18 protein-coding genes are annotated in these 21,868 nt (G+C 72.0%); 4 read left to right on the forward strand and 14 right to left on the reverse strand.

The features are described 5' to 3' along the window. Positions 1-51 precede the first annotated feature (51 nt). Positions 52-975 (forward strand): TIGR01777 family oxidoreductase, encoded by a 924-nt coding sequence (locus OHA58_RS26190; RefSeq protein WP_405481781.1) that lies wholly within the window; start codon positions 52-54, stop codon positions 973-975. 21 nt (positions 976-996) lie between these two features. Here OHA58_RS26190 and OHA58_RS26195 read toward each other — a convergent pair whose 3' ends face one another. The 9 genes from OHA58_RS26195 to OHA58_RS26235 all read right to left on the reverse strand — a co-directional run bounded on the left by OHA58_RS26195 (position 997) and on the right by OHA58_RS26235 (position 13,303). Next, complete coding sequence (locus tag OHA58_RS26195; RefSeq protein ID WP_405485192.1) at positions 997-1,515, reverse strand: DUF4240 domain-containing protein; 519 nt, start codon at positions 1,513-1,515, stop codon at positions 997-999. A gap of 103 nt (positions 1,516-1,618) precedes the next feature. Then, positions 1,619-2,596: a helix-turn-helix transcriptional regulator gene (locus OHA58_RS26200; RefSeq protein WP_405481782.1), complete on the reverse strand. Its 978-nt coding sequence runs from the start codon at positions 2,594-2,596 to the stop codon at positions 1,619-1,621. An 18-nt stretch (positions 2,597-2,614) separates the two neighbouring features. Next, entirely contained in the window at positions 2,615-3,388 is a 774-nt protein-coding gene (locus tag OHA58_RS26205) for a VOC family protein (RefSeq protein WP_405481783.1), read from the reverse strand. A 100-nt stretch (positions 3,389-3,488) separates the two neighbouring features. Then, positions 3,489-6,188 (reverse strand): pyruvate dehydrogenase (acetyl-transferring), homodimeric type, encoded by a 2,700-nt coding sequence (gene aceE / locus OHA58_RS26210; RefSeq protein ID WP_405481784.1) that lies wholly within the window; start codon positions 6,186-6,188, stop codon positions 3,489-3,491. A 284-nt stretch (positions 6,189-6,472) separates the two neighbouring features. Next, on the reverse strand, positions 6,473-7,096 hold the full coding sequence (locus OHA58_RS26215; RefSeq protein WP_100592131.1) for a GntR family transcriptional regulator: 624 nt from the start codon (positions 7,094-7,096) through the stop codon (positions 6,473-6,475). A 191-nt stretch (positions 7,097-7,287) separates the two neighbouring features. Then, positions 7,288-9,066 carry a 2-oxoglutarate dehydrogenase, E2 component, dihydrolipoamide succinyltransferase gene (sucB, locus tag OHA58_RS26220; protein WP_405481785.1) on the reverse strand — a complete coding sequence of 593 codons (1,779 nt, stop codon included), beginning with the start codon at positions 9,064-9,066 and terminating at the stop codon, positions 7,288-7,290. A gap of 132 nt (positions 9,067-9,198) precedes the next feature. Beyond that, a complete protein-coding gene (lpdA, locus tag OHA58_RS26225) occupies positions 9,199-10,587 on the reverse strand; it encodes a dihydrolipoyl dehydrogenase (protein ID WP_405481786.1) in 1,389 nt (462 codons plus the stop codon). Positions 10,588-10,867: 280 nt separating this feature from the next. Then, the gene (locus OHA58_RS26230; protein WP_405481787.1) at positions 10,868-12,394 is read right to left on the reverse strand and encodes a leucyl aminopeptidase; all 1,527 of its coding nucleotides are present in this window, start codon (positions 12,392-12,394) and stop codon (positions 10,868-10,870) included. 126 nt (positions 12,395-12,520) lie between these two features. Next, positions 12,521-13,303: an adenosylcobinamide-GDP ribazoletransferase gene (locus OHA58_RS26235; protein WP_405481789.1), complete on the reverse strand. Its 783-nt coding sequence runs from the start codon at positions 13,301-13,303 to the stop codon at positions 12,521-12,523. A 67-nt stretch (positions 13,304-13,370) separates the two neighbouring features. On the opposite strand from OHA58_RS26235, the gene OHA58_RS26240 reads away from it, so the two are divergent. Next, entirely contained in the window at positions 13,371-14,126 is a 756-nt protein-coding gene (locus tag OHA58_RS26240; RefSeq protein WP_405481790.1) for a hypothetical protein, read from the forward strand. Here the strand turns inward: OHA58_RS26240 and OHA58_RS26245 are convergent. The 3 genes from OHA58_RS26245 to cobT form a co-directional block, all read right to left on the reverse strand. Continuing rightward, entirely contained in the window at positions 14,075-14,776 is a 702-nt protein-coding gene (locus OHA58_RS26245) for a hypothetical protein (protein ID WP_405481792.1), read from the reverse strand. The two genes, OHA58_RS26240 and OHA58_RS26245, sit on opposite strands and share 52 nt — an antisense overlap. Continuing rightward, positions 14,773-16,548 (reverse strand): phosphatidylglycerol lysyltransferase domain-containing protein, encoded by a 1,776-nt coding sequence (locus OHA58_RS26250; RefSeq protein WP_405481794.1) that lies wholly within the window; start codon positions 16,546-16,548, stop codon positions 14,773-14,775. The genes OHA58_RS26245 and OHA58_RS26250 overlap by 4 nt, the downstream gene beginning before the upstream one ends. A 122-nt stretch (positions 16,549-16,670) precedes the next feature. After that, complete coding sequence (cobT, locus tag OHA58_RS26255) at positions 16,671-17,774, reverse strand: nicotinate-nucleotide--dimethylbenzimidazole phosphoribosyltransferase (protein ID WP_405481796.1); 1,104 nt, start codon at positions 17,772-17,774, stop codon at positions 16,671-16,673. Between the two features lie 183 nt (positions 17,775-17,957). Here cobT and OHA58_RS26260 point away from each other — a divergent pair, with 183 nt between their 5' ends. After that, positions 17,958-19,058, forward strand: a complete 1,101-nt coding sequence (locus tag OHA58_RS26260; RefSeq protein ID WP_405481797.1) for a class I SAM-dependent methyltransferase — start codon at positions 17,958-17,960, stop codon at positions 19,056-19,058. Positions 19,059-19,083: 25 nt separating this feature from the next. Here OHA58_RS26260 and OHA58_RS26265 read toward each other — a convergent pair whose 3' ends face one another. Next, on the reverse strand, positions 19,084-20,286 hold the full coding sequence (locus OHA58_RS26265; RefSeq protein ID WP_405481799.1) for a bifunctional adenosylcobinamide kinase/adenosylcobinamide-phosphate guanylyltransferase: 1,203 nt from the start codon (positions 20,284-20,286) through the stop codon (positions 19,084-19,086). A gap of 100 nt (positions 20,287-20,386) precedes the next feature. Between OHA58_RS26265 and OHA58_RS26270 the strand changes: the two genes are divergently transcribed. Then, positions 20,387-20,605, forward strand: a complete 219-nt coding sequence (locus tag OHA58_RS26270) for a hypothetical protein (RefSeq protein ID WP_355886112.1) — start codon at positions 20,387-20,389, stop codon at positions 20,603-20,605. 89 nt (positions 20,606-20,694) lie between these two features. Here the strand turns inward: OHA58_RS26270 and OHA58_RS26275 are convergent, their stop codons facing one another. Then, positions 20,695-21,846 carry a S1C family serine protease gene (locus OHA58_RS26275; protein WP_405481800.1) on the reverse strand — a complete coding sequence of 384 codons (1,152 nt, stop codon included), beginning with the start codon at positions 21,844-21,846 and terminating at the stop codon, positions 20,695-20,697. Between the last annotated feature and the right edge of the window lie 22 nt (positions 21,847-21,868).

Genomic DNA, 21,868 nt, shown 5'->3' on the forward strand with positions numbered 1-21,868 from the left:
ACGACCGGCCCACGACCGGCCGCCGGGCGTTTCACGCGGCAGGATGGACCCATGACCCAGAGCGATTCCGCACCCGCACGACGCTCCCGGTTCGCCGTCGCCGGCGCCTCCGGCCTCATCGGTTCCGCCCTGACCCGGTCCCTGCGCGCCGACGGGCACGACGTCGTCCGCCTGGTGCGCAGGGAGCCGGCGGCACCGGACGAGGTCCGCTGGGACCCGGAGCGGGGGTCCGTCGACGCGGCCGGGCTCTCCGGGTGCGACGCGGTCCTCAACTTCGCCGCCGCGGGCGTGGGCGACCACCGCTGGACCGACGCGTACAAGAAGAAGATCCGCGACAGCCGGGTCCTCGGCACCGCGACGCTCGCCGAGGCCGTCGCCACGCTCGAACAGCCTCCCCGCGTCTTCGTCAACGGCAGCGCCGTCGGCTACTACGGCGACACCGGCACGCGCGCCGTCGACGAGAGCGCGCCGCCCGGGGACGGGTTCCTGCCACAGCTGTGCGTGGAGTGGGAGGAGGCCGCGACGCCCGCCCAGGAGGCCGGAATCCGCACCGTGTTCGCGCGGTCCGGGCTCGTCGTGTCCCGCGGCGGCGGGGCCTGGGCGCGGCTCTTCCCGCTGTTCCTGGCCGGGCTCGGCGGACGCATGGGCGACGGCCGCCAGTACTGGTCGTACATCGCGCTGTACGACGAGATCGCGGCCCTGCGCCACATCCTCGCCACGGACGAGCTGTCGGGCCCCGTGAACCTCACCGCCCCGCACCCCGTCACGAACGGCGAGGTGACCGCCGTGATGGGGCGCGTGCTGCACCGCCCCACCCTGTTCACGGCGCCCGCCCCCGCCCTGCGCCTGGTTCTCGGCGAGATGGCGGGCGACGTCCTCGGCAGCACGCGGGCCGTGCCGACCCGGCTCCTGGAATCAGGCTTCACGTTCGCGTTCCCCGGCATCGAGGAGACGATCCGGGCAGCCAGGCGATGACCCCCCGGACCTCTCGGACGCCTACGACCCGAAACGCTCCGAGAGCTTCGGGTACAGCCGCTCCAGCTCCGCCGTGTTCTCGAAGTCGACCGGCGTGCCCTCCGGCTCCGCGGGCGCGGGCGGGATGCCGAGATCGGGCGCCACCGCGCCGGTCAGCTCCTCGTACGCCTCGTCCGCCGCGTAGCCGAGCTCCTCGCCGTCACCGTCGATCTCCTCGTCGAATTCGCCCAGCAGATCGGCGAGCGAGTCCGGCTCGTGCAGCGCGCCCTCGAAGACCTCCCGGCCCTGGCCGATCAGCCAGCAGCGGAAGTAGTCGAACGCGTCGTCGCTCGCCCCGCGGAGCAGCACCCACGCGGCGCCCCACAGATCCCAGCGGTAGGCGCGGTGGTAGCGGGACTCGAAGTGACGGGCGAAGTCGAGCACCGCGTCGGGGTCGGCCTGGAGCAGCCGGTCGACGAGCAGCTCGGCATGGTCCTCGGGGTCGCCCTCGGCGGCCTCGCGGGTGCTGTCCACGATCTCCCAGAACTCCGTCTCGTCCATCACGGGACAAGCATCTGCCTTGGGGGTCGGGGACGCACGCCGAGTGCCGGAGCTGCGCCAGTTCGTTATGCGCGCACATGCCGAGGGCACGGCGCCCGGCAGGTCACCGGTAGCGGTCCGCCATCCGCCGCGCCGCGCCGGCGAAGCGCTCGCGCAGACCAGCGGGAGCGAGGACTTCCGCCTCGGGCCCGAGCGCGAACAGCTGGCCGTACGCGACGTCCTCCGACTCGACCGGCAGAGTCACCGTCACCCACCCCTCCTCGTCGGGCTCGCCCGCCGACTCCCGCGCCGCACGCACGGACACGGGCTCGGTCGCGTACGGAAGCTGCCGCAGGCCCGCGGGGGACAGCCGCAGGACGACCTCCGCGCGCAGGATGGACCGCGCGAACTGCTCGGCCCGCTCCTCCCAGAACCCCGGCAGGTCGAACTCCTCGTCCCGTACGAAGCGCTCCTCGCCCGCCTCGATGCCGGTGAACCGGTCGATCCGGTACACCCGGTGGGTCCCGCCGCCCGCGACGCGGGCGCACAGATACCAGACGCCCGCCTTCAGGACGAGCCCGTACGGCTCCAGCTCCCGCTCGACCTCGGCACCGGCCTCGTCACGGCGGTAGCGGGCGCGCACCACCCTGTCGTCCCACACCGCGTCCGCCACCGCGGGCAGCAGCTCGGGCGTCCGCGGCTCCTTGAACCAGCCCGGCGCGTCCAGATGGAACCGCTGCGCCGCCGTGCGCGAGGCGTCCCGCAGCGAGGGCAGCAGCGCCGCCGACACCTTCAGCCGCGCGGCCGACGCCGCGTCCTCAAGGCCCATCTCGCGCAGCGCGCCCGGCACCCCGGACAGGAACAGGGCCTCCGCCTCGCCGCGCGCCAAGCCGGTCAGCCGCGTCCGGTACCCGCCGATCAGCCGGTACCCGCCCGCCCTGCCCCGGTCCGCGTACACCGGCACGCCCGCCTCGGACAGCGCCTGCGCGTCCCTGGTCACCGTCCGCTCCGAGACCTCCAGTTCGCGCGCCAGCTCACCCGCCGTCATCGACGGCCGGGACTGGAGCAACAACACCATCTTGATCAGGCGGGCAGCACGCATACGCCCATGATGCGGGCCTCAGCGCGGGGTGTACGTGATGACCGCGAACGAGGCGCCCTGTGGATCGGCCAGCACCGCGAACCGGCCCGGCTCGATCGTCGTCGGGTGCACCAGGATCTGCCCGCCGAGCTCCTTGCAGCGGGCCGTCGTCGCGTCGGTGTCCCCGACGGCGACGTACACCATCCAGTGCGCCGGCAGATCCTCGGGGAACGAGTCCGACGCCGTGTCGAGCATGCCGCCGAAGGGCTCGGTGTCGACGCTCCACTCGGTGTAGGTGCCGCCGCCCCCGTAGGGGTGCCGCTTCGCGCCCCAGCCCAGTACGGACTGGTAGAAGTCCTTGGACCCGTCCGGATCGCGGGTCAGGAGCTCGAACCAGCAGAAACTCCCCGGCGCGTTCACGACGCCGAAGCCCGTGTTCGTGATCGGCTGCCACAGGCCGAACGCGGCCCCCGACGGGTCCTGGCAGACCGCGAAGACGCCGTCCTCCGCGATGGTCTCCGGGCCCGTGACCACCGTGCCGCCGTTGCCCTTCACGCGCGCGATGACCGCGTCGACCCCGGCCGACTGGTAGTACGGCAGCCACGCCGACGGTTCCTTCGGGCTCCTGGTCGGGCCGATGCCCGCGACCAGCTCGTCACCGGACCTGAAGAGGCCGTAGGCCTGCGACTGCGGATCGGACACCACTTCGCTGCGCCAGCCGAGGAGTCCCTGGTAGAAGAGCCGTGCCGCGTCGGTGTCGGGCGTGGAGAGGTCCGCCCAGCAGGGCGCTGACGGGGTTTTGGAGATCTTCATGGACGTACATCTCCCCTGAACGGCGCCCCCCTGGGCTCCTCCTCATTCACGCACGCGTGCCCCGCCCCGGCAATCGGGACGGGGCACGCATGACGAGGAACTACAGGCCGTAGCGCTCGCGCGCCTCCTTCACGGCCGAGGCCTTGACCTCGCCGCGGCGGGCGAGCTGGGCCAGGGCCGCGACGACGATCGACTGCGCGTCGATGCCGAAGTGACGGCGGGCCGCCTCACGGGTGTCGGAGAGACCGAAGCCGTCCGCACCGAGCGAGGTGTAGTCCTGCTCGACCCACTGTGCGATCTGGTCGGGGACCTGGCGCATGTAGTCGGAGACCGCGAGGACCGGGCCCTGGGCGCCGCTGAGCGCCGTACGGATGTACGGAGTGCGCTCCTCGCCGCGCAGGATCGCCTCGTCCGCCTCCAGGGCGTCGCGGCGCAGCTCGGTCCAGGAGGTCGCGGACCACACGTCGGCGGCAACGCCCCACTCCTCGGCGAGCAGCTTCTGCGCCTCGAGGGTCCAGTGGATCGCCGTGCCCGAGCCGAGCAGCTGGATGCGGGGGGCGTTGACAGCCGCGACGTTCACCCCGGCCGACTCGGCGGTGTTGAAGCGGTACAGGCCCTTGAGGATGCCCTCGTCCACGCCCGCGGGCTTGGCCGGCTGCGGCATCGGCTCGTTGTAGACCGTCAGGTAGTAGAAGACGTCTCGGTCCTCGCCCGGGGCCGCCTCGCCGTACATGCGGCGCAGACCGTCCTTGACGATCGCGCCGATCTCGTACGCGAACGCCGGGTCGTAGGACAGCGCGGCCGGGTTGGTCGCCGCGATGACCGGCGAGTGACCGTCCGCGTGCTGCAGACCCTCACCCGTCAGCGTCGTACGGCCCGCGGTGGCACCGACCAGGAAGCCGCGGCCCAGCTGGTCGCCGAGCTGCCACATCTGGTCGGCCGTGCGCTGCCAGCCGAACATCGAGTAGAAGATGTAGAAGGGGATCATCGCCTCGCCGTGCGTGGAGTACGCGCTGGCGGCGGCGATGAAGTCCGCCATGGAGCCGGCCTCGGTGATGCCCTCGTTGAGGATCTGACCGTCCGTGGCTTCCTTGTAGTACATCAGCTGGTCGCGGTCGACCGGCTCGTACGTCTGCCCCTTGGGGGAGTAGATGCCGAGCGACGGGAACAGCGACTCCATGCCGAAGGTGCGCGCCTCGTCCGGGACGATCGGCACCCAGCGCTTGCCGGTCTCCTTGTCGCGTACGAGGTCCTTGACCAGGCGTACGAACGCCATGGTCGTCGCGACCGACTGCGATCCTGAGCCCTTGTCGAAGGACGCGAACGCCTTGTCGGCCGGGGCCGGCAGCGGGGCGATCGCGTGCGTGCGGCGGGCCGGGGCGGGGCCGCCGAGGGCCGCGCGGCGCTCCTGGAGGTAGCGGACCTCGGGGGAGTCGGCGCCCGGGTGGCCGTAGGGGACCTGGCCGTCGATGAACTGGCTGTCGGAGATGGGCAGTTCAAGGAGGTCACGCATGTCCTTGAACTCGTCCACCGTCAGCTTCTTCATCTGGTGGTTGGCGTTCTTGGACTCAAAGCCCTTGCCCAGCGTGAAGCCCTTGACCGTCTGGACCAGGATCACGGTCGGCGCGCCCTCGTGCGACAGGGCCGCACGGTAGGCCGCGTACACCTTGCGGGGCTCGTGGCCGCCGCGCGAGACCTTGAAGCACTCGGCGATCTTGTCGTCCGTGAGCAGCCGGCCCAGCTCGACGAGCGCGGGCTCGGAGCCGAAGAAGTGCTCGCGGATGTACGCGGCGTCGCGCGTCGCGTACGTCTGGAACTGGGCGTCCGGCACCTCGCGCAGCCGGCGCACGAGCGCGCCGGTCGTGTCGAGCTGGAACAGCTCGTCCCAGGCGGAGCCCCAGAGCGTCTTGATGACGTTCCAGCCGGCGCCGCGGAACTGCGCCTCCAGCTCCTGGACCACGCGGAAGTTGGCGCGGACCGGGCCGTCGAGGCGCTGCAGGTTGCAGTTGATGACGAAGGTCAGGTTGTCCAGACCCTCACGCGAGGCGAGCGCCAGGGCCGCGGTGGCCTCGGGCTCGTCCATCTCGCCGTCACCGAGGAACGCCCACACGTGCGAGGCGGAGACGTCCTTGATCTTGCGGTTGGTGAGGTAGCGGTTGAACCGCGCCTGGTAGATCGCCGACAGCGGGCCGAGGCCCATGGAGACGGTCGGGAACTCCCACAGCCAGGGCAGGCGCCGCGGGTGCGGATACGACGGCAGGCCGTCGCCGCCGGACTCCTGGCGGAAGTGGTCGAGCTGCTGCTCGCTCAGGCGGCCGTCGAGGAAGGCGCGGGCGTAGATGCCGGGGGAGGCGTGGCCCTGGATGTACAGCTGGTCACCGGAGCCGTCGCCCTCCTTCCCCTTGAAGAAGTGGTTGAAGCCGGTCTCGTAGAGCCAGGCCGCCGAGGCGAACGTGGCGATGTGGCCGCCGACGCCGTACTTGGAACCACGGGTCACCATCGCGGCCGCGTTCCAGCGGTTCCACGCGGCGATCTTCAGTTCCAGCGCCTCGTCACCCTCGATCGCCGGCTCCGCGGCGGTCGGGATGGTGTTGACGTAGTCGGTCTCGAGGAGCTTCGGCAGCGCCAGGCCCGAGCCCTCGGCGCGCTCCAGCGTGCGGCGCATCAGGTACGCGGCACGGTGCGGCCCGGCCGCCTTGGTAACGGCGTCCAGGGAGGCCTGCCATTCGGCGGTCTCCTCGGGGTCGCGGTCCGGGAGCTGGTCGAGCTCGCTCGGCTGGATTGCGGAGGGGTCGGTCATTGCGCCGCCTTCCTGAGTCGGAGGGGGGTTCCCTTAGCGGAAAGGGTGGGGGTGCCCTAGGTCTTTGGCAGGACAGGGCGTGGGTCTCTGGTGGAGACCCGTCGGCGACTCTAACTCCCTGATCGATGATCGATCAAAGGGTTGAAGGAGAAAACTTCCTCAGACGGAGAAAGTGGGCATCCGGTGCCATTGAACAGGGCACCGGGTGCCTTGATTTCGAAGGCGGAACGCCGGATATGCGCAGGTGGGAGGGGTGACGCGACGACGTCTGAGCGGGGTGTGGCTCAGGCGCGCGGGGCGCAGCCGAGCACGTGCGCCTTCACCAGCTCCGCGATCGCGGGATCCCGGCGCCGGAACGCGGCCACGAGCGCCTCGTGCTCCTCCGCGTACGACTGCTGGACGGTGCCCAGCCACCGGATGGACAGGGCCGTGAACACCTCGATGCCGAGGCCCTCCCAGGTGTGCAGGAGCACGGAGTTCCCCGCGGCACGCACCAGCTCGCGGTGGAAGGCGACCGTGTGCCGCACCTGGCCCGTCCCGTCGGCCTCCTGGTCGGCGCGGTAGAGGGCCGCCACATGGGGTTCGAGGGCCGAGCAGTCCTCGGCCAGCTTTCCGGCCGCCAGCTCCGCCGCGATGGCCTCCAGGCCGGCCCTGACCGGGTAGCTCTCCTCCAGGTCGGCCGCCGTCAGATTCCGCACCCGGACGCCCTTGTTGGGGGCGGACTCGATCAGGCGCAGGCTCTCCAGCTCCCGCAGGGCCTCCCGCACGGGCGTCTGGCTGACCTCGAGCTCCGTCGCGATGCGGCGCTCCACGATGCGCTCGCCCGGCTTCCAGCGCCCGCTGACGATCCCCTCGACGATGTGCTCGCGGATCTGTTCGCGCAGCGAGTGGACGACGGGCGCGGTCATGATGGCTCCTCCAGCGATGGGAAGGTGCGGCCCGAAGGGCCTCATTGAGGGGCGGTGGTCGGGAGACGGGCGGGCAGACCCCAAGGTGCGTTGACCTCTAGACAATACGGCGGCGCCCCCGTCCGGAAGACCTCCGGACGGGGGCGTACGCGCTGATGAGACGAGAGTTACAGCCCTACGGGGCGGTAGGACTACAGGCCGAGCTCGACCTCGAACTCGCCCGCCTCCAGGATCGCCTTGACCGTGGTCAGGTAGCGGGCGGCGTCCGCGCCGTCCACCAGACGGTGGTCGTAGGAGAGCGACAGGTACGTCATGTCCCGGACGGCGATGGTCTCGCCGAGGTCCGGGTGGTTGATGACGACCGGACGCTTCACCGTGGCGCCGATGCCCAGGATCGCGGCCTGGTTCGGCGGCACGATGACGGTGTCGAAGAGCGCACCGCGCGAGCCCGTGTTGGAGATCGTGAAGGTCGCACCGGACATGTCGTCCGGCGTGAGGCCGCCACCGCGGGCCTTGCCGGCCAGCTCGGCGGTCTTCTTGGAGATCCCGGCGATGTTCAGGTCGCCCGCGCCCTTGATGACCGGCGTCATCAGACCCTTCTCGGCGTCAACGGCGATGCCGATGTTCTCCGAGTCGAAGTACGTGATGGTGCCTTCGGCGTCGTTGATCCGGGCGTTGACGACCGGGTGGGCCTTCAGCGCTTGAGCTGCGGCCTTGACGAAGAACGGCATCGGGGAGAGCTTGACGCCCTCACGGGCCGCGAACGCGTCCTTCGCCTTGGCGCGCAGCTTCATCAGCTTGGTGATGTCGACCTCGACGACCGAGGTCAGCTGGGCCTGCGAGTGCAGCGCCTTCATCATGTTGTCGCCGATGACCTTGCGCATGCGGGTCATCTTGACCGTCTGACCGCGGAGGGGGGAGACCTCCAGGGCCGGGGCCTTCGCGGCGGCCGGAGCAGCGGCGGCGACGGGGGCCGGGGCGGCCTTCGCTGCCTCGGCGGCGGCGATGACGTCCTGCTTGCGGATACGGCCACCGACGCCGGTGCCCTTGACGGTGCCCAGGTCCACGCCGTTCTCCGACGCGAGCTTGCGGACCAGCGGGGTCACGTACGCGCCTTCGTCACCGGCGACCGCGGCGGGGGCCGGGGCGGCGGGGGCGACCGGAGCGGGAGCGGCGACCGGGGCCGGGGCGACCGGGGCCGGGGCGACCGGAGCCGCGGGGGCGACCGGGGCCGGAGCGGCAACCGGAGCCGGAGCCGGGGCGGCCGGAGCCGCGGGGGCGGCCGGAGCGGGAGCCGGAGCAGCCGGGGCGGCGGGCGCGGCGGCGGCCGGAGCCGGGGCGGCGGCCGGAGCGGCGCCGGGAGCACCGATGACGGCCAGCTTGGCGCCGACCTCGGCGGTCTCGTCCTCGGCGACGGAGATCTCCAGGAGAACGCCGGCGACGGGGGAGGGGATCTCGGTGTCGACCTTGTCCGTGGAGACCTCGAGCAGGGGCTCGTCCTCCGCGACCTCCTCGCCGACCTCCTTCAGCCAGCGGGTGACGGTGCCCTCGGTGACGGACTCGCCGAGAGCGGGCAGCACGACGTCGGTGCCGGAAGCGGCACCGGCGGGGGCGGCCGGAGCGGCCGGGGCGGCGGCCGGGGCCGCGGGGGCCTCGGCGACGGGGGCCGGAGCGGCGGCCGGGGCCGGGGCCTCGGCAGCGGCGGGAGCCGGGGCGGCGGCGGGCGCGCCCGTGCCGTCGTCGATGACGGCGAGCTCGGCGCCGACCTCGACGGTCTCGTCCTCGGCGACCTTGATGGAGGCCAGAATGCCGGCGGCGGGCGAGGGGATCTCGGTGTCGACCTTGTCGGTCGAGACCTCCAGCAGCGGCTCGTCGACCTCGACGCGCTCGCCCTCGGCCTTCAGCCAGCGGGTGACGGTGCCCTCGGTGACACTCTCACCGAGCGCCGGAAGGGATACGGAAACCGACATGGTTTCTGTTGCTCCTTAGTGGGGTCTCCCCTGCTCGAGCGATGTTGAGAGCTTGGGGGAGTGCGGAAGTCTGTGGTCGGTCGTCGCGCCCAGGGGACGACAGGGACGACTGGGTCCAGCCTGCGGCCTGACCTAGTCGTGCGAGTGCAGCGGCTTGCCCGCGAGGGCCAGGTGGGCCTCTCCGAGTGCCTCGTTCTGCGTCGGGTGGGCGTGGATGAGCTGGGCGACCTCGGCGGGCAGCGCTTCCCAGTTGTAGATCAGCTGGGCTTCGCCGACCTGCTCGCCCATACGGTCGCCGACCATGTGGACGCCGACCACGGCACCGTCCTTGACCTGGACGAGCTTGATCTCGCCCGCGGTCTTGAGGATCTTGGACTTGCCGTTGCCCGCGAGGTTGTACTTCAGAGCGACGACCTTGTCCGCACCGTAGATCTCCTTGGCCTTGGCCTCGGTGATACCGACGGAGGCGACCTCGGGGTGGCAGTACGTCACCTTCGGCACGCCGTCGTAGTCGATCGGGACGGTCTTGAGACCGGCCAGACGCTCCGCCACCAGGATGCCCTCGGCGAAGCCGACGTGCGCGAGCTGGAGCGTCGGGACGAGGTCACCGACGGCGGAGACGGTCGGCACGTTGGTCTGCATGTACTCGTCGACCAGGACGTAACCGCGGTCCATCGCGACGCCCTGCTCCTCGTAACCGAGACCGGCCGAGACCGGGCCGCGGCCGATGGCGACCAGGAGGATCTCGGCCTCGAAGGTCTTGCCGTCGGCGAGGGTCACGCGGACGCCGTCCTGCGTGTACTCGGCCTTCTCGAAGAAGGTGCCGAGGTTGAACTTGATGCCGCGCTTGCGGAACGCGCGCTCCAGGAGCTTGGAGCTGTTCTCGTCCTCGACGGGCACGAGGCGCTTCAGGCCCTCGACGACGGTGACGTCGGTGCCGAAGGACTTCCACGCGGAGGCGAACTCGACGCCGATGACGCCGCCGCCGAGGATGATCGCGGACTGCGGGACGCGGTCCAGCTTCAGCGCGTGGTCCGAGGAGATGATCCGGTTGCCGTCGATCTCCAGGCCCGGCAGCGACTTCGGCACGGAGCCGGTCGCGAGGAGCACGTGGCGGCCCTGGACGCGCTGGCCGTTCACGTCCACGGAGGTCGGGGACGACAGGCGGCCCTCGCCCTCGATGTACGTCACCTTGCGGGAGGCGACGAGACCCTGCAGGCCCTTGTACAGGCCGGAGATCACGTCGTCCTTGTACTTGTGGACGCCCGCGATGTCGATGCCCTCGAAGGAGGCCTTGACACCGAACTGGTCGGCCTCGCGCGCCTGGTCGGCGATCTCACCGGCGTGCAGCAGGGCCTTCGTCGGGATGCAGCCGTTGTGCAGGCAGGTGCCGCCGAGCTTGTTCTTCTCGATCAGGGCGACGTCCAGGCCCAGCTGCGCTCCGCGCAGGGCCGCGGCGTAACCGCCACTGCCACCGCCGAGGATCACTAGGTCGAAAACGGTGCTGGCGTCGTTCGCCACGTCACGTCCTCCATGCATGTGCGCCGTACGCCGGTCTGCAGTGACCGGGCGGCGGCTGGTGTCCGGCCGCTTTTTATGCTTCGGCCCTGTGGTGGGGGCCCTATCCTGCCGGGGCCATCCTCGCACTTGTCGACGGCGGACGGGACGCCGGGCCCGGGGGTGAGACGGCGGTTACACCTGAAACCAGGGTGCGGGGGTCCAGGAGGCTGCGGATTTCGTCGAAAGCGAACAGCCCCCGGGTGCCGTCGCACCCGGGGGCTGTCGAGCCGTGCCTTACGCGTCAGCCGAGGTCACCGTCGGCCGTGCGCTCCGCGAGGCGCACCAGCGTACGGACCGCGGAACCGGTGCCGCCCTTGGGCGTGTAGCCGGACGCGCCGCCCTCGTTGAAGGCCGGGCCCGCGATGTCGAGGTGGGCCCACGTGATGCCCTCGCCGACGAACTCCTGGAGGAAGAGGCCGGCCACCAGGCCGCCGCCCATGCGCTCGCCCATGTTGGCGATGTCGGCGGTGGCGGAGTCCATGCCCTTGCGCAGGTCGGAGGGGAGCGGCATGGGCCAGGACGGCTCGCCGACCTCCTCGGCGACCTCGTGGATCGACGTACGGAAAGCGTCGTCGTTCGCCATGATGCCGAACGTGCGGTTGCCGAGCGCCAGCATCATCGCGCCGGTCAGCGTGGCGACGTCGACGATCGCGTCGGGGGTCTCCTCGGAGGCCTTGGCGATGGCGTCGGCCAGGACCAGGCGGCCCTCGGCGTCCGTGTTCAGGACCTCGACGGTCTTGCCGGAGTACATGCGAAGGACGTCACCAGGGCGGGTGGCCGAGCCCGACGGCATGTTCTCGGCGAGCGCGAGCCAGCCGGTGACGTTCACCTTGAGGCCCAGACGCGCGGCAGCGACGACGGCGGCGAACACGGCGGCGGCGCCGGCCATGTCGCACTTCATCGTCTCGTTGTGCCCGGCCGGCTTGAGGGAGATGCCGCCCGAGTCGTACGTGATGCCCTTGCCGACGAAGGCGAGGTGCTTGTCCGCCTTGGACGACGTGTAGGAGAGCTTCACCAGGCGCGGCGGGGCCTCCGAGCCGGCGCCGACGCCGAGGATGCCGCCGAAGCCGCCCTTGACGAGCGCCTTCTCGTCGAGGATCTGCACCTTGATGCCGTGCTCCTTGGCCGCGGCCGAGGCGACGGCGGCGAAGGCCTCCGGGGTGAGGTCGTTCGGCGGGGTGTTGACGAGGTCGCGGGCGCGGTTGAGCTCCTCGGTCACGGCGAGGGCGCGCTCCACGGCGGCCTTGAACGCCTTGTCGCGGGGCTTGGCACCGAGCAGGGCGATCTCGGCGAGCGGCGCCTTGCCGTTCTTCGTGTTGCCGTCCTCGGCCGACTCCTTGTAGGCGTCGAAGGAGTACGCGCCGAGCAGGGCGCCCTCCGCGATCGCGCCCGCGTCACCCGAGTCCTCGACGGGCAGGGCGAACGCGGCCTTCTTCGCACCGGCCAGCGCGCGGGCGGCGGCACCGGCGGCGCGGCGCAGGGCCTCCGCGTCGTACGCCTCGTCCTTCTCCGGCACCGGACCGAGACCGACAGCCAGGACGACCGGGGCCTTGAAGCCGGAGGGGGCGGGGAGCTTCGTCACCTCACCCTCACCGCCGGAAGCGCCGAGGGTCTCCAGAACGGCGGCGAGCTTGCCGTCGTAGGCCTTGTCCACGGCCTCCGCGCCGGGGGCGACGACGGGTCCTTTGGCACCCTTCGCCACACCGACGACGATCGCGTCGGCACGCAGGCCGGACGCGGCGGCGGTGCTGAGAGTCAGAGCAGTCACGGTGGTGAGGTCCCTACTTTCATGGTGTCTGAACGAGTTCTGACGGGCCGTGGGGTGTATGGCCCCTTGGGGAGCCTACGCCCGTGTGCGCGAGGGTGCGCTTCGCGGTATGCGACCGCGGCCGTGTCAGCCGAAGGTGAGGACGACGAGGGCCGCGGTGGCGGCGGTCTCGGCGATGCCGCCGAAGACATCACCGGTCACTCCGCCGAAGCGGCGCACGCAGTGGCGCAGCAGGAGTTCGGCCGCGCAGCAGGCCAGTACGGCGGCCGCCGCGCCGCGCACGGCGCCGTACGCCGAGCCGGTGACGGCGCCCGCGGCACCGGCGGCGCACACCGTCACGGCGGCGGCGAGCAGCGCCCCGCGCACCGGCACCGTTCCGGCGACGGCGGCGCCCAGGCCCTCGGGCCGGGCCGGCGGGACACCGGCGCGCGAGGCCAGGGTGAGCGCGAGCCGGGCGATGAGTGCCGAGACGACGGCGGCGAGCGCGCCGCGGGCCCACGAATCCGCGTACAGCTCGGTGAGCGCGGCGACCTGGGCGAGGAGCGCGAGCACGAGCGTGATGACGCCGAACGGGCCGATGTCCGACTGCTTCATGATGCGCAGTGCGTCCTCGGCCGGCTTGCCGCTGCCGAGGCCGTCGGCGGTGTCGGCGAGCCCGTCCAGGTGCAGTCCCCGGGTCAGCGCGGCCGGGACGCTCACGCTCGCCACGGCCGCGAGCAGCGGTCCGGCGCCGAGCAGCGTCAGGATCGCGCCGAGCGCGGCGGCGGCCAGGCCCACGACGAGCCCGGCGACGGGGGCACAGAGCATTCCGGCGCGGGCCGCCTCGCGGTCCCATCGGGTGACCTTGACCGGGAGCACGGTGAGGGTGCCGAAGGCGAAGCGGAGGCCGTCGGCCGGGGTTGCGGGCATCCCGGCAGGCTACCCGGGGGGCGCAGCACAGCGGGCGGCGCCCGTGCCCCGGCGGCAGGATGGCCGTATGGGCGACTGGTGGTACCGGAACATCGTCGAGCCGGGGAAGCTGCCGCTGCTGCTCGCCCTCGCAGCGTTCCTGCTGACCTTCGCGGCGACCCGTACGATCACGCGCCTCATCCGAGCCGGGCGCGGGCCGTTCCGGAACGTCACGCCGGGCGGCATGCACATCCATCACGTGGTGCCGGGCGTGATCCTCACCGTCATCGGCGGGTTCGGCGCGGTCGGCAGCGGGCGGCACGGAGTTGCCGCCTCGATCTGCGCGGTGATCTTCGGGACCGGCGCGGGCCTGGTCCTCGACGAGTTCGCGCTGATCCTGCACCTCGCCGACGTGTACTGGACCGAACAGGGCCGGCAGAGCGTGGAGGTGGTGGTCCTCGCGGCGGCGCTCGGGCTGCTCGTCCTCAGCGGCTTCTCGCCGCTCGGCGTGAACGACGTGACGGGACAGGAGGAGCAGGGGCGCGGTACCGCGATCCTCACGGTCCTGATCAACCTCCTGTTCGTCGTGCTGGCCATGTTCAAGGGGAAGCCCCGGCTCGCGATCGTCGGCGTACTCGTGCCGTTCGTCGCGCTGTTCGGGGCCATCAGGCTCGCGCGGCCCGGATCGGCGTGGGCCAAGCGCTGGTACCGGCGGCGCCCCAAGGCCAGGGCCAGATCGCGGCTGCGCGCCTACCGGCACGACCGGCGCTGGTCGAAGCTGAGCCGGGGCTTTCAGGACCTGATCGGCGGCACACCCGACCCGGAGCGCTCGGCGTCCCGGTGACGCACGGTGCCGAAGGCCCACCGCGCCACGACGACCAGGGCGACCGCGGCCATCGCCGCCAGGTGCTCCTTGGCCGCGAGGTTCGGCTTCATGGCCGCCTCGATCACCATGAGGGCGACCACCACGCCCGCCGTCCACCAGGCACGATGGCGCCAGCACACGTACACGGCGAGGCCGACGACCGCCGCGGAGGGGCCGTTGTCGACGATCTGCGCGTCCGACGCGGGCAGGCCGAGCGGACCGTCGGGGCCGAGGGCGATGCCGAGACGGGCGTAGAGGGTGCCGGCGAGGGTGGCTACGTATCCGATGGCGAGCGTGCCCCTCCAGCCGAGGCAGATCTCCGCGATGCCGGACACGATCAGGACCTGTGCGAGCGCGCCCCACACGGGCAGGTCGAGTGCCGGCACGAAGAGGGACAGCGGGGTGCGCAGCACGGACAGCCACAACGGGTCCTCGGCCCGTACGGAGCCGACGTCCTGCACGAACCGATAGCCCCAGGACTGGTTCTGTACGTACTGGAACACGGTCGTGAGGCAGACCGCGCCGAGCGTCATCGGCGCCGCCCGCCACCTCTTGGCGACGAGCCCCCTGTGCACCGTCGACCACAGCGGGCCCCACTCGGCGCGGGCCAGGGCGGCCGGGGATCTCACGGGCGCGGTTCCAGATGTCTGCGGTGCATCCAGTTCGGCAGGCCCGGCGCCTCCAGGAAGCCCTCGGCGCGCGCGGAGGCGAGGCCGATCCGCGGCAGGTCGGCGCTCTTCTCGAAGAGCAGGAAGCGGGGTTCCCAGATGGGCCGGTACTTCGCGTTGGCCCGGTAGAGGGATTCGATCTGCCACCACCGTGAGAAGAAGCTGAGCAGCGAGCGCCACAGGCGCAGCACCGGGCCCGCGCCGAGCCGCGAGCCACGTTCGAAGACGGACCGGAACATCGCGAAGTTCAGCGACACCTGCGTGATCCCGATCTCTCCGGCACGCTGGAGCAGGTCGATCACCATGAACTCCATCAGCCCGTTCTCGGAGTCCCTGTCGCGCCGCATCAGGTCGAGCGAGAGCCCCTCCGGTCCCCACGGGACGAAGGAGAGCACGGCCTTCAACTCGCCTTTCCCATCAGTGCATTCGAGCATCACGCAGCGTCCGTCCGCCGGGTCGCCGAGCCGCCCGAGCGCCATCGAGAAGCCGCGCTCGGTCGCCCCGTCGCGCCAGTCGTCGGCGCGCTGGAGCAAGTACGCCATCTCGTCGGCCGGGATGTCCTCGTGCCGCCGGATCCGCACCTCGTGACCCGCGCGCTTGACCCGGTTGTAGGCCTGCCGGACGGTGCGCATGGCCCGCCCCTCCAGGGTGAACTCAGGGATCTCGACGATGGCTTCGTCGCCGAGTTCGAGGGCGTCGAGGCCGTGCCGGGCGTAGATGGTGCCCGCCTCCTCGCTCGCGCCCATCACGGCCGGGATCCAGCCGTGTTCGCGCGCCTCCATGAGCCAGGGGGCGATCGCGCCGGGCCAGGCCTCGGGGTCGCCGATCGGATCACCCGACGCGAGCGAGACCCCGCCGACGACGCGGTACGCGACGGCCGCCTTGCCCGTCGGCGACCACACGACGCTCTTCTCGCGGCGCAGCGCGAAGTAGCCGAGCGAGTCCCGGTCGCCCTCCTTGTCGAGCAGCGCGCGCAGCTTCGCCTCGTCGTCGGGGGTGATGGGGTCGACGGCCTTGCGGGAGCGGAACGCGGCGTACGCGACGGCGAGCAGGAGGAGGGTGCTCAGGATGTTGATGGCGACGTTGACCCAGTTCGGCGACGTGATGCCGGGGTAGCGGGACTCGTCGGTGGCGACCGAGATGAGGCGCAGGGTGCCGTAGCGCCAGCGCTCCAGGAACGTCGAGTGGTGCCCGTCGTGCGCCTGGTTGGTGACGGTCACAAGGAACGTCGCGAACAGGGACGTCACGAGGAGTCCGCCGATCCCGACCGCGGCCGCGAGCTTCGCGTTCGAGCGGTCCCCCTTCGCGTAGAACTCCCGCCGCCCGAGCAGCAGCGCGGCGACGAACGCGGCGGTCAGGACGAGCGAGATCCAGTTCTGCGCGTAGCGGCGCACCTCGGGGAAGAACATCACGACGATGAACAGGAGCAGGAAGAGCCCGCTGAGCACGAGGTTGAGGATCCACGCGGCGCGCTTGCGGCGGCGCATCGTGATCGCCAGGAACCAGGTGAAGACCCCGGACGCGAAGCCGGCCGTCAGCAGGTACGGGGTGAAGTAGTTGTCGGTGTTGTGCCGTTGCAGGTCCTGGCCGAGGGAGACCCAGACCGCGCTCAGGAAGTTGATGAACGTGACGACGCGCAGGTACCAGACGAGGAAGGCGGCCGCCCGTTTCGTCGTGGGGGTGGAGGCGTGGGCGGGGCGCGCGGGTGGAGCGCTCGTGTGTTCATCTGCCATAGGCAGGGAGCATATGGGTCATTTGAGGTGATACAGGTCGAGCATCGCCGGGGTGCGAAACGGCGGGTCGCGGCGGGACCGAACCCGCCGCGACCCGCCGTCAAAAAGGCGCGCCCGGTGCCCTACTCGGTCGCGTCGGCGGTCTCCGTCTCCTCGGCGCCCGGCGACTCCTCGGCGGCCTGCGGGGCCTCCGGCAGCTCCGCCGCCAGCGCCGCGGCGGCCTGTACCAGCGGCAGCGCGAGCAGCGCCCCCGCTCCCTCGCCCACCGTCACGCCCTGGTCGAGCAGCGGCTCCATCGCCATCCGGTCCAGCGCCTTCGCCTGCGCGGGCTCCCCGCTCGACTGGCCCGCCAGCCACCAGTCCGGCGCCCGGAACGCGATCCGCTGCCCGACGAGCGCGCACGCCGCCGACACGACGCCGTCCAGGATCACCGGCGTACGCCGCACCGCGCTCTGCAGCAGGAACCCGGTCGCGGCGGCGAGGTCCGCGCCGCCCACCGCGCCGAGCAGCGCCAGCTGGTCGCCGAGCACGGGCCTGGCCCGCCGCAGGGAGTCCCGCACGGCCGCGCACTTACGCATCCACGCCAGGTCGTCGATCGGCGAGCCGCCGCGCCCGGTCACCACGGACGCGTCCGTCCCGCACAGCGCCGCGATCAGCGTCGCGGCCGCCGTCGTCCCGCCCACGCTGAGATCGCCGAGTACCACCAGATCCGTGCCGGAGTCCGCCTCCTCGTCAGCGACGGCCATGCCCGCACGGAACGCGGCCTCCGCCTCCTCGGACGTCAGAGCGTCCTCGATGTCGATGCGCCCGGACGACCTGCGCACCCGGTGCCGTACGACCTCGGCGGGCAGCTCGTCGGGCTCGCAGTCCAGCGACATGTCGACGACCCGCACCGGAACACCCAGGCGCCGCGCGAGGATCGCCGACGCGCTCGCGCCCTCGACGGCCTGGCGCACCAGCGCAGCGGCACTTCCCGCGGGCCGCGCCGACACCCCGAGTTCCGCGACCCCGTGGTCACCCGCGAACAGCACCACGCGCGGCCGCTCCAGCGGCTTGACCGGCACCGCGGCCTGGGCGGCCGACAGCCACTCGCCCAGCTCGTCGAGGCGGCCGAGCGCGCCGGGCGGCACCGCGAAGCGGGCGCGGCGTTCCTCGGCGTCGCGGCGCGTCCCGCCGTCGGGGCGCTCGATCAGATCGGTGAAGTCGTCGAGATTCAGCGAGCTCATTCGCCGAACAGTACCGGCCGTTCCCCAACCCGGGGCATGACGTGGTGTTACGCCATGCGATGCATCGGATCCGCAGCGTCATTGCGGGTCTCTCCGTGATCCTTTACGTTCCAGGATGCCCCGGATTGTCGTATCGCCCCAGGGTGGTGTGGCGCCCCTCGGACCGTCCCACAGGAGTTCGTGATGACCCCCACGACCGAGGCCGTCGCCGAGCGGCGGCCCGCCTATCTCACCGAACTCGCCCAGGGCACCGACCGGTTCCACGAGCCGCGCAGGACCGACTGCCCCTGGTGCGGCTCCGGCCGCCTGCGCACCCGGCTGCGGACCACCGACCTCCTCCAGCACAAGCCCGGCAGCTTCGTCGTCGACCAGTGCCGCGCCTGCTCGCACTCCTTCCAGAACCCGCGCCTGACCCCCGAGGGCCTGGCCTTCTACTACCGGGACTTCTACGACGGGCTCAACGCCGGCCACTCCGCGCGGCTCCTGAACGCCCAGCACTCCGCGCGGCGCTCGGCCCGGCGCCACCGCGCCGCCGCCCGCACCCTGCTGGCCCTCATCGAGCCGGAGAGCTGGCTGGACGTCGCCACCGGGCAGGGCCACTTCCCGGCGGCCGCCAAGGAGGTCCACCCGTACACCGCCTTCGACGGGCTCGACGCCGGAGCCGCCGTCGAGGAGGGCCGCAGGGCCGGCCGCGTCGAGGAGGCCCACCGCGGCACCCTCACCGAACTCGCCCCCGCGCTCGCGGGACGCTACGACGCGCTGAGCATGTTCCACTACCTGGAGCACGCCACCGACCCGCGCGAGGAACTCAAGGCCGCCCGCACCGTCCTGCGCCCCGGCGGCCACCTCCTCGTCGAGGTCCCCGACCCCGAGAGCCGCTACGCGAAGCTGCTCGGCAAGTGGTGGGTGTCGTACTTCCAGCCCCAGCACCTGCACCTCATCCCGATGGACAACCTCAGCCGCGAGCTGGAGCGCCTCGGCTACACCGTCGTCGCGACCGACCGCCGCGAGGCGCACGTCCCGCTCGACCTCACCGCCGGCCTCGCCCTGTTCCTCGGCCACTGGCTGCCGAGCGCCGACGCCCCCTGGCGCAGCAAGGCCCCCACCTCGCTCCAGCGCAGGCTGCGCACGGCCCTCACATACGCCGTCGTGCCCCTCGTCGCCGCGGCCTACGCGGCGGACCAACTGCTCGCCCCGCTCGCGGGCCGCACCCGCTTCTCCAACGCCTACCGGGTCGTGGCCCGCAAGAACACGTCAGGGCCCGGCCGGGACCCGCGGCCCTGACCGAACCCCGCCGAACGCCCCCGCGTCAGCCGCGCAGCACGAGCGCCTGCCCTGCCACCACGAGCAGTACCTGTTCGCACTCGGCGGCGAACGCCGTGTTCAGGCGCCCCAGTTCGTCCCGGTAGCGGCGGCCCGACGCGGTGGCCGGGACGATCCCGGAACCCACCTCGTTCGACACGGCGACGACCGTGCGCGAGGTGTTCCGCACAGCCTCCGTCAGCGCCGCGACCTTCTCGCGCAGCGCCCGCTCCCCGCCGCCCGCCCACTCCGCGTCGTCCCAGGCCTGCACCTCGTCCATGGCGTACGTCAGCCACAGGGACAGGCAGTCGATGAGCAGCGGGGGACCGTCCTGCGCGAGGAGCGGCACGAGGTCGCAGGTCTCCGTCGTGTTCCAGGAGCCAGGGCGCCGCTCGCGGTGCAGCGCCACCCGCTGCGACCACTCGGTGTCCCCGCCCCGCGTGCCGCCCGTCGCCACGTACAGCACGCCCGGGAACGCCTCGAGGCGGCGCTCGGCCTCGACCGACTTCCCGGACCTCGCCCCACCGAGGACCAGCGTCCTGCGCGGCACGTCCGGCACGTCCTCGTACGCCCCCACCACGAGCGTCGTCCCGTCCGGCACGGCCCGCGCGCCCGCCGCCGCCAGACGGCGCGTCAGCTCCGGACCCGGCGGCACGTCGTGGTCGATGTGGACCGCGAGCACATCGGTCGTCGGGCCGATCGCCCCCACGGCCCGCAGCCTGGCCGCCGAGTCCGGGCGGTCCACGATGTCGGCGAGCACCATCTCGTACGGCCGCTCGGCCTCCGCGAAGCCGGCGGGCGCCGCGCCCGGCGGCAGATACAGCAGCCGCTCGCCGTCCGGCCCGGTCACCTCGTAGCCCGTCCCCGGCGAGTCCGTCGGCAGGGCCCGCACCCGGTGCCCGGTCAGCAGCGCCAGCTCGCTCCCGTCCGGCACCCGGACCGGCGACACGAGCCCCGCCGGCACCTCGACGGGCGGCCCGTCGTGCGGATGGGAGAGCAGCACCTGCCGTACGCCGCTGAGACTGTGCCCCGAGCGGGCGGCGGCGAACGCCGCCCCCGGCGTCAGGTCGAGCAGCAGCATGCCGTCGATCAGGAGCGCGGTCGCGGCACGCGCGCCACCCGGCCCGAGGGCGGTGGCGCAGGCCGCGCAGGGGCAGTCCGGGCGGGGCAGTCCGGTGGGTGCGCCGGTGCCGAGCAGAGTGAGTTCCACGGGAAGATCCTCCCGCGCCACCGCGAGTGGCGCTCGCCCGGCTAGGCTTCCGGGCAGTAGTAAGACGGTGAGCTGGTCCGTTGACTCCCTGGAGGCTGACATGGCGGCGTGGACGTGGAGGTTCGAGAAGTCGGACGGGACGGAGGTCCAGCCGGCGGTGCAGCCCGAGGAGTTCACGACTCAGGGCGACGCGGAGTCGTGGATCGGCGAGAACTGGAAGGCCCTCGCCGAAGGCGGCGCCGACCAGGTCACCCTCTTCGAGGACGACGCGGTGATCTACGGTCCGATGGGCCTGCACGCGGAGGACGCGCCGGCGTAGGTCTGTAGGTCCGGACGGAACGCCGAGAAGGGCGGCGACCCGCACGGTCGCCGCCCTTCTGTCTTCCGCTGTCTCCCGGTACGTCCGTCCTAGATCTCGCCGAGCGTGACTTCGACCGTGTTCTCGGCCCCGTTCCTCGCGTACGCGACCGCGACCTTGTCGCCGGGCTTGAGGGCGGCGAGTTGCTCCGCGAGCGCCACCATCGTGTTGACGTCTGTGCCGCTGATCTGGGTGATGATGTCCCCGGACTGGATCCCGGCCTTCTGCGCGGCCCCGCCGTCCTCGACGTCCACGACGGCGACCCCGTCCGGCTGGTAGGAGCTGCCGAGCACCGTACGGCCCGTGATGCCGAGCGCGGCCCGCCCCGAGTCCGTGACCTTGCCCTTCTTGACGACCTGGCCGGCGACCGTCGTGACCATGGACGAGGGGATCGCGAACCCGATGCCGGGCGCCGCGCCGCCGCCCATGTTGGGGTCTGTCGCGGCGAGCGTCGGGATGCCGACGACCTGCCCGTCGAGATTGACGAGGGCGCCGCCGCTGTTGCCCGGGTTGATCGCCGCGGACGTCTGCACCATGTTCCCGATGGTGGCGCCGGTCCCGCCGCCCGCGGGGTTCTCGCTGACGGTCCGCCCGGTCGCCGAGACGATGCCCTGCGTGACGCTGGAGGACAGGCCGAGCGGCGAGCCCATCGCCAGGGTGATCTGGCCGACCTCGACCTTGGACGAGTTCGCGAACCTCGCAGGCTTGAGCCCCTCGGGCACCTTGTCCAGCTTGATGACGGCGAGGTCCTGGTCGGGGTAGGCGTAGACGAGCGTCGCGGTCAGCTCGGTCTCGCTGTTGGACGTGGTCACCTTGAACGTCTTCTCGTTGCCGACCACGTGCGCGTTGGTGACGATGTGCCCCTTGTCGTCGTAGACGATCCCGGAGCCTTGCTCGGACGAGCCCTGGATCTGGACGACCGACGGCAGGACGTCCTTGATCACCTTCTGGAAGTCGGCCTGCAGAGCGTTGCCGGAGACGGGCGCGGCCTGCTCCGTGGTGCCGGACGGCTTCGTCGACGGGCCGGACGGGCCGGAGGAGTCGGAGCCGGAGCAGCCGCCTGCCAGGGCCACCGAGCAGACGACGGCGGTCAGTGGCAGCGCGAACCGCAGAACGCGGGCACGCCCGCTACGAGTGGCGCGGGTACGCGTACGGGATCTGGAAAGAGAGCGGGCGCGGGAACGGGAACGGAAAGCATCCATGACCGGATTGTCGCCGTCGTCC

The sequence above is a fragment of the Streptomyces sp. NBC_00009 genome, from assembly GCF_045040855.1.
In the GTDB taxonomy this organism is placed as follows: domain Bacteria; phylum Actinomycetota; class Actinomycetes; order Streptomycetales; family Streptomycetaceae; genus Streptomyces; species Streptomyces aureus.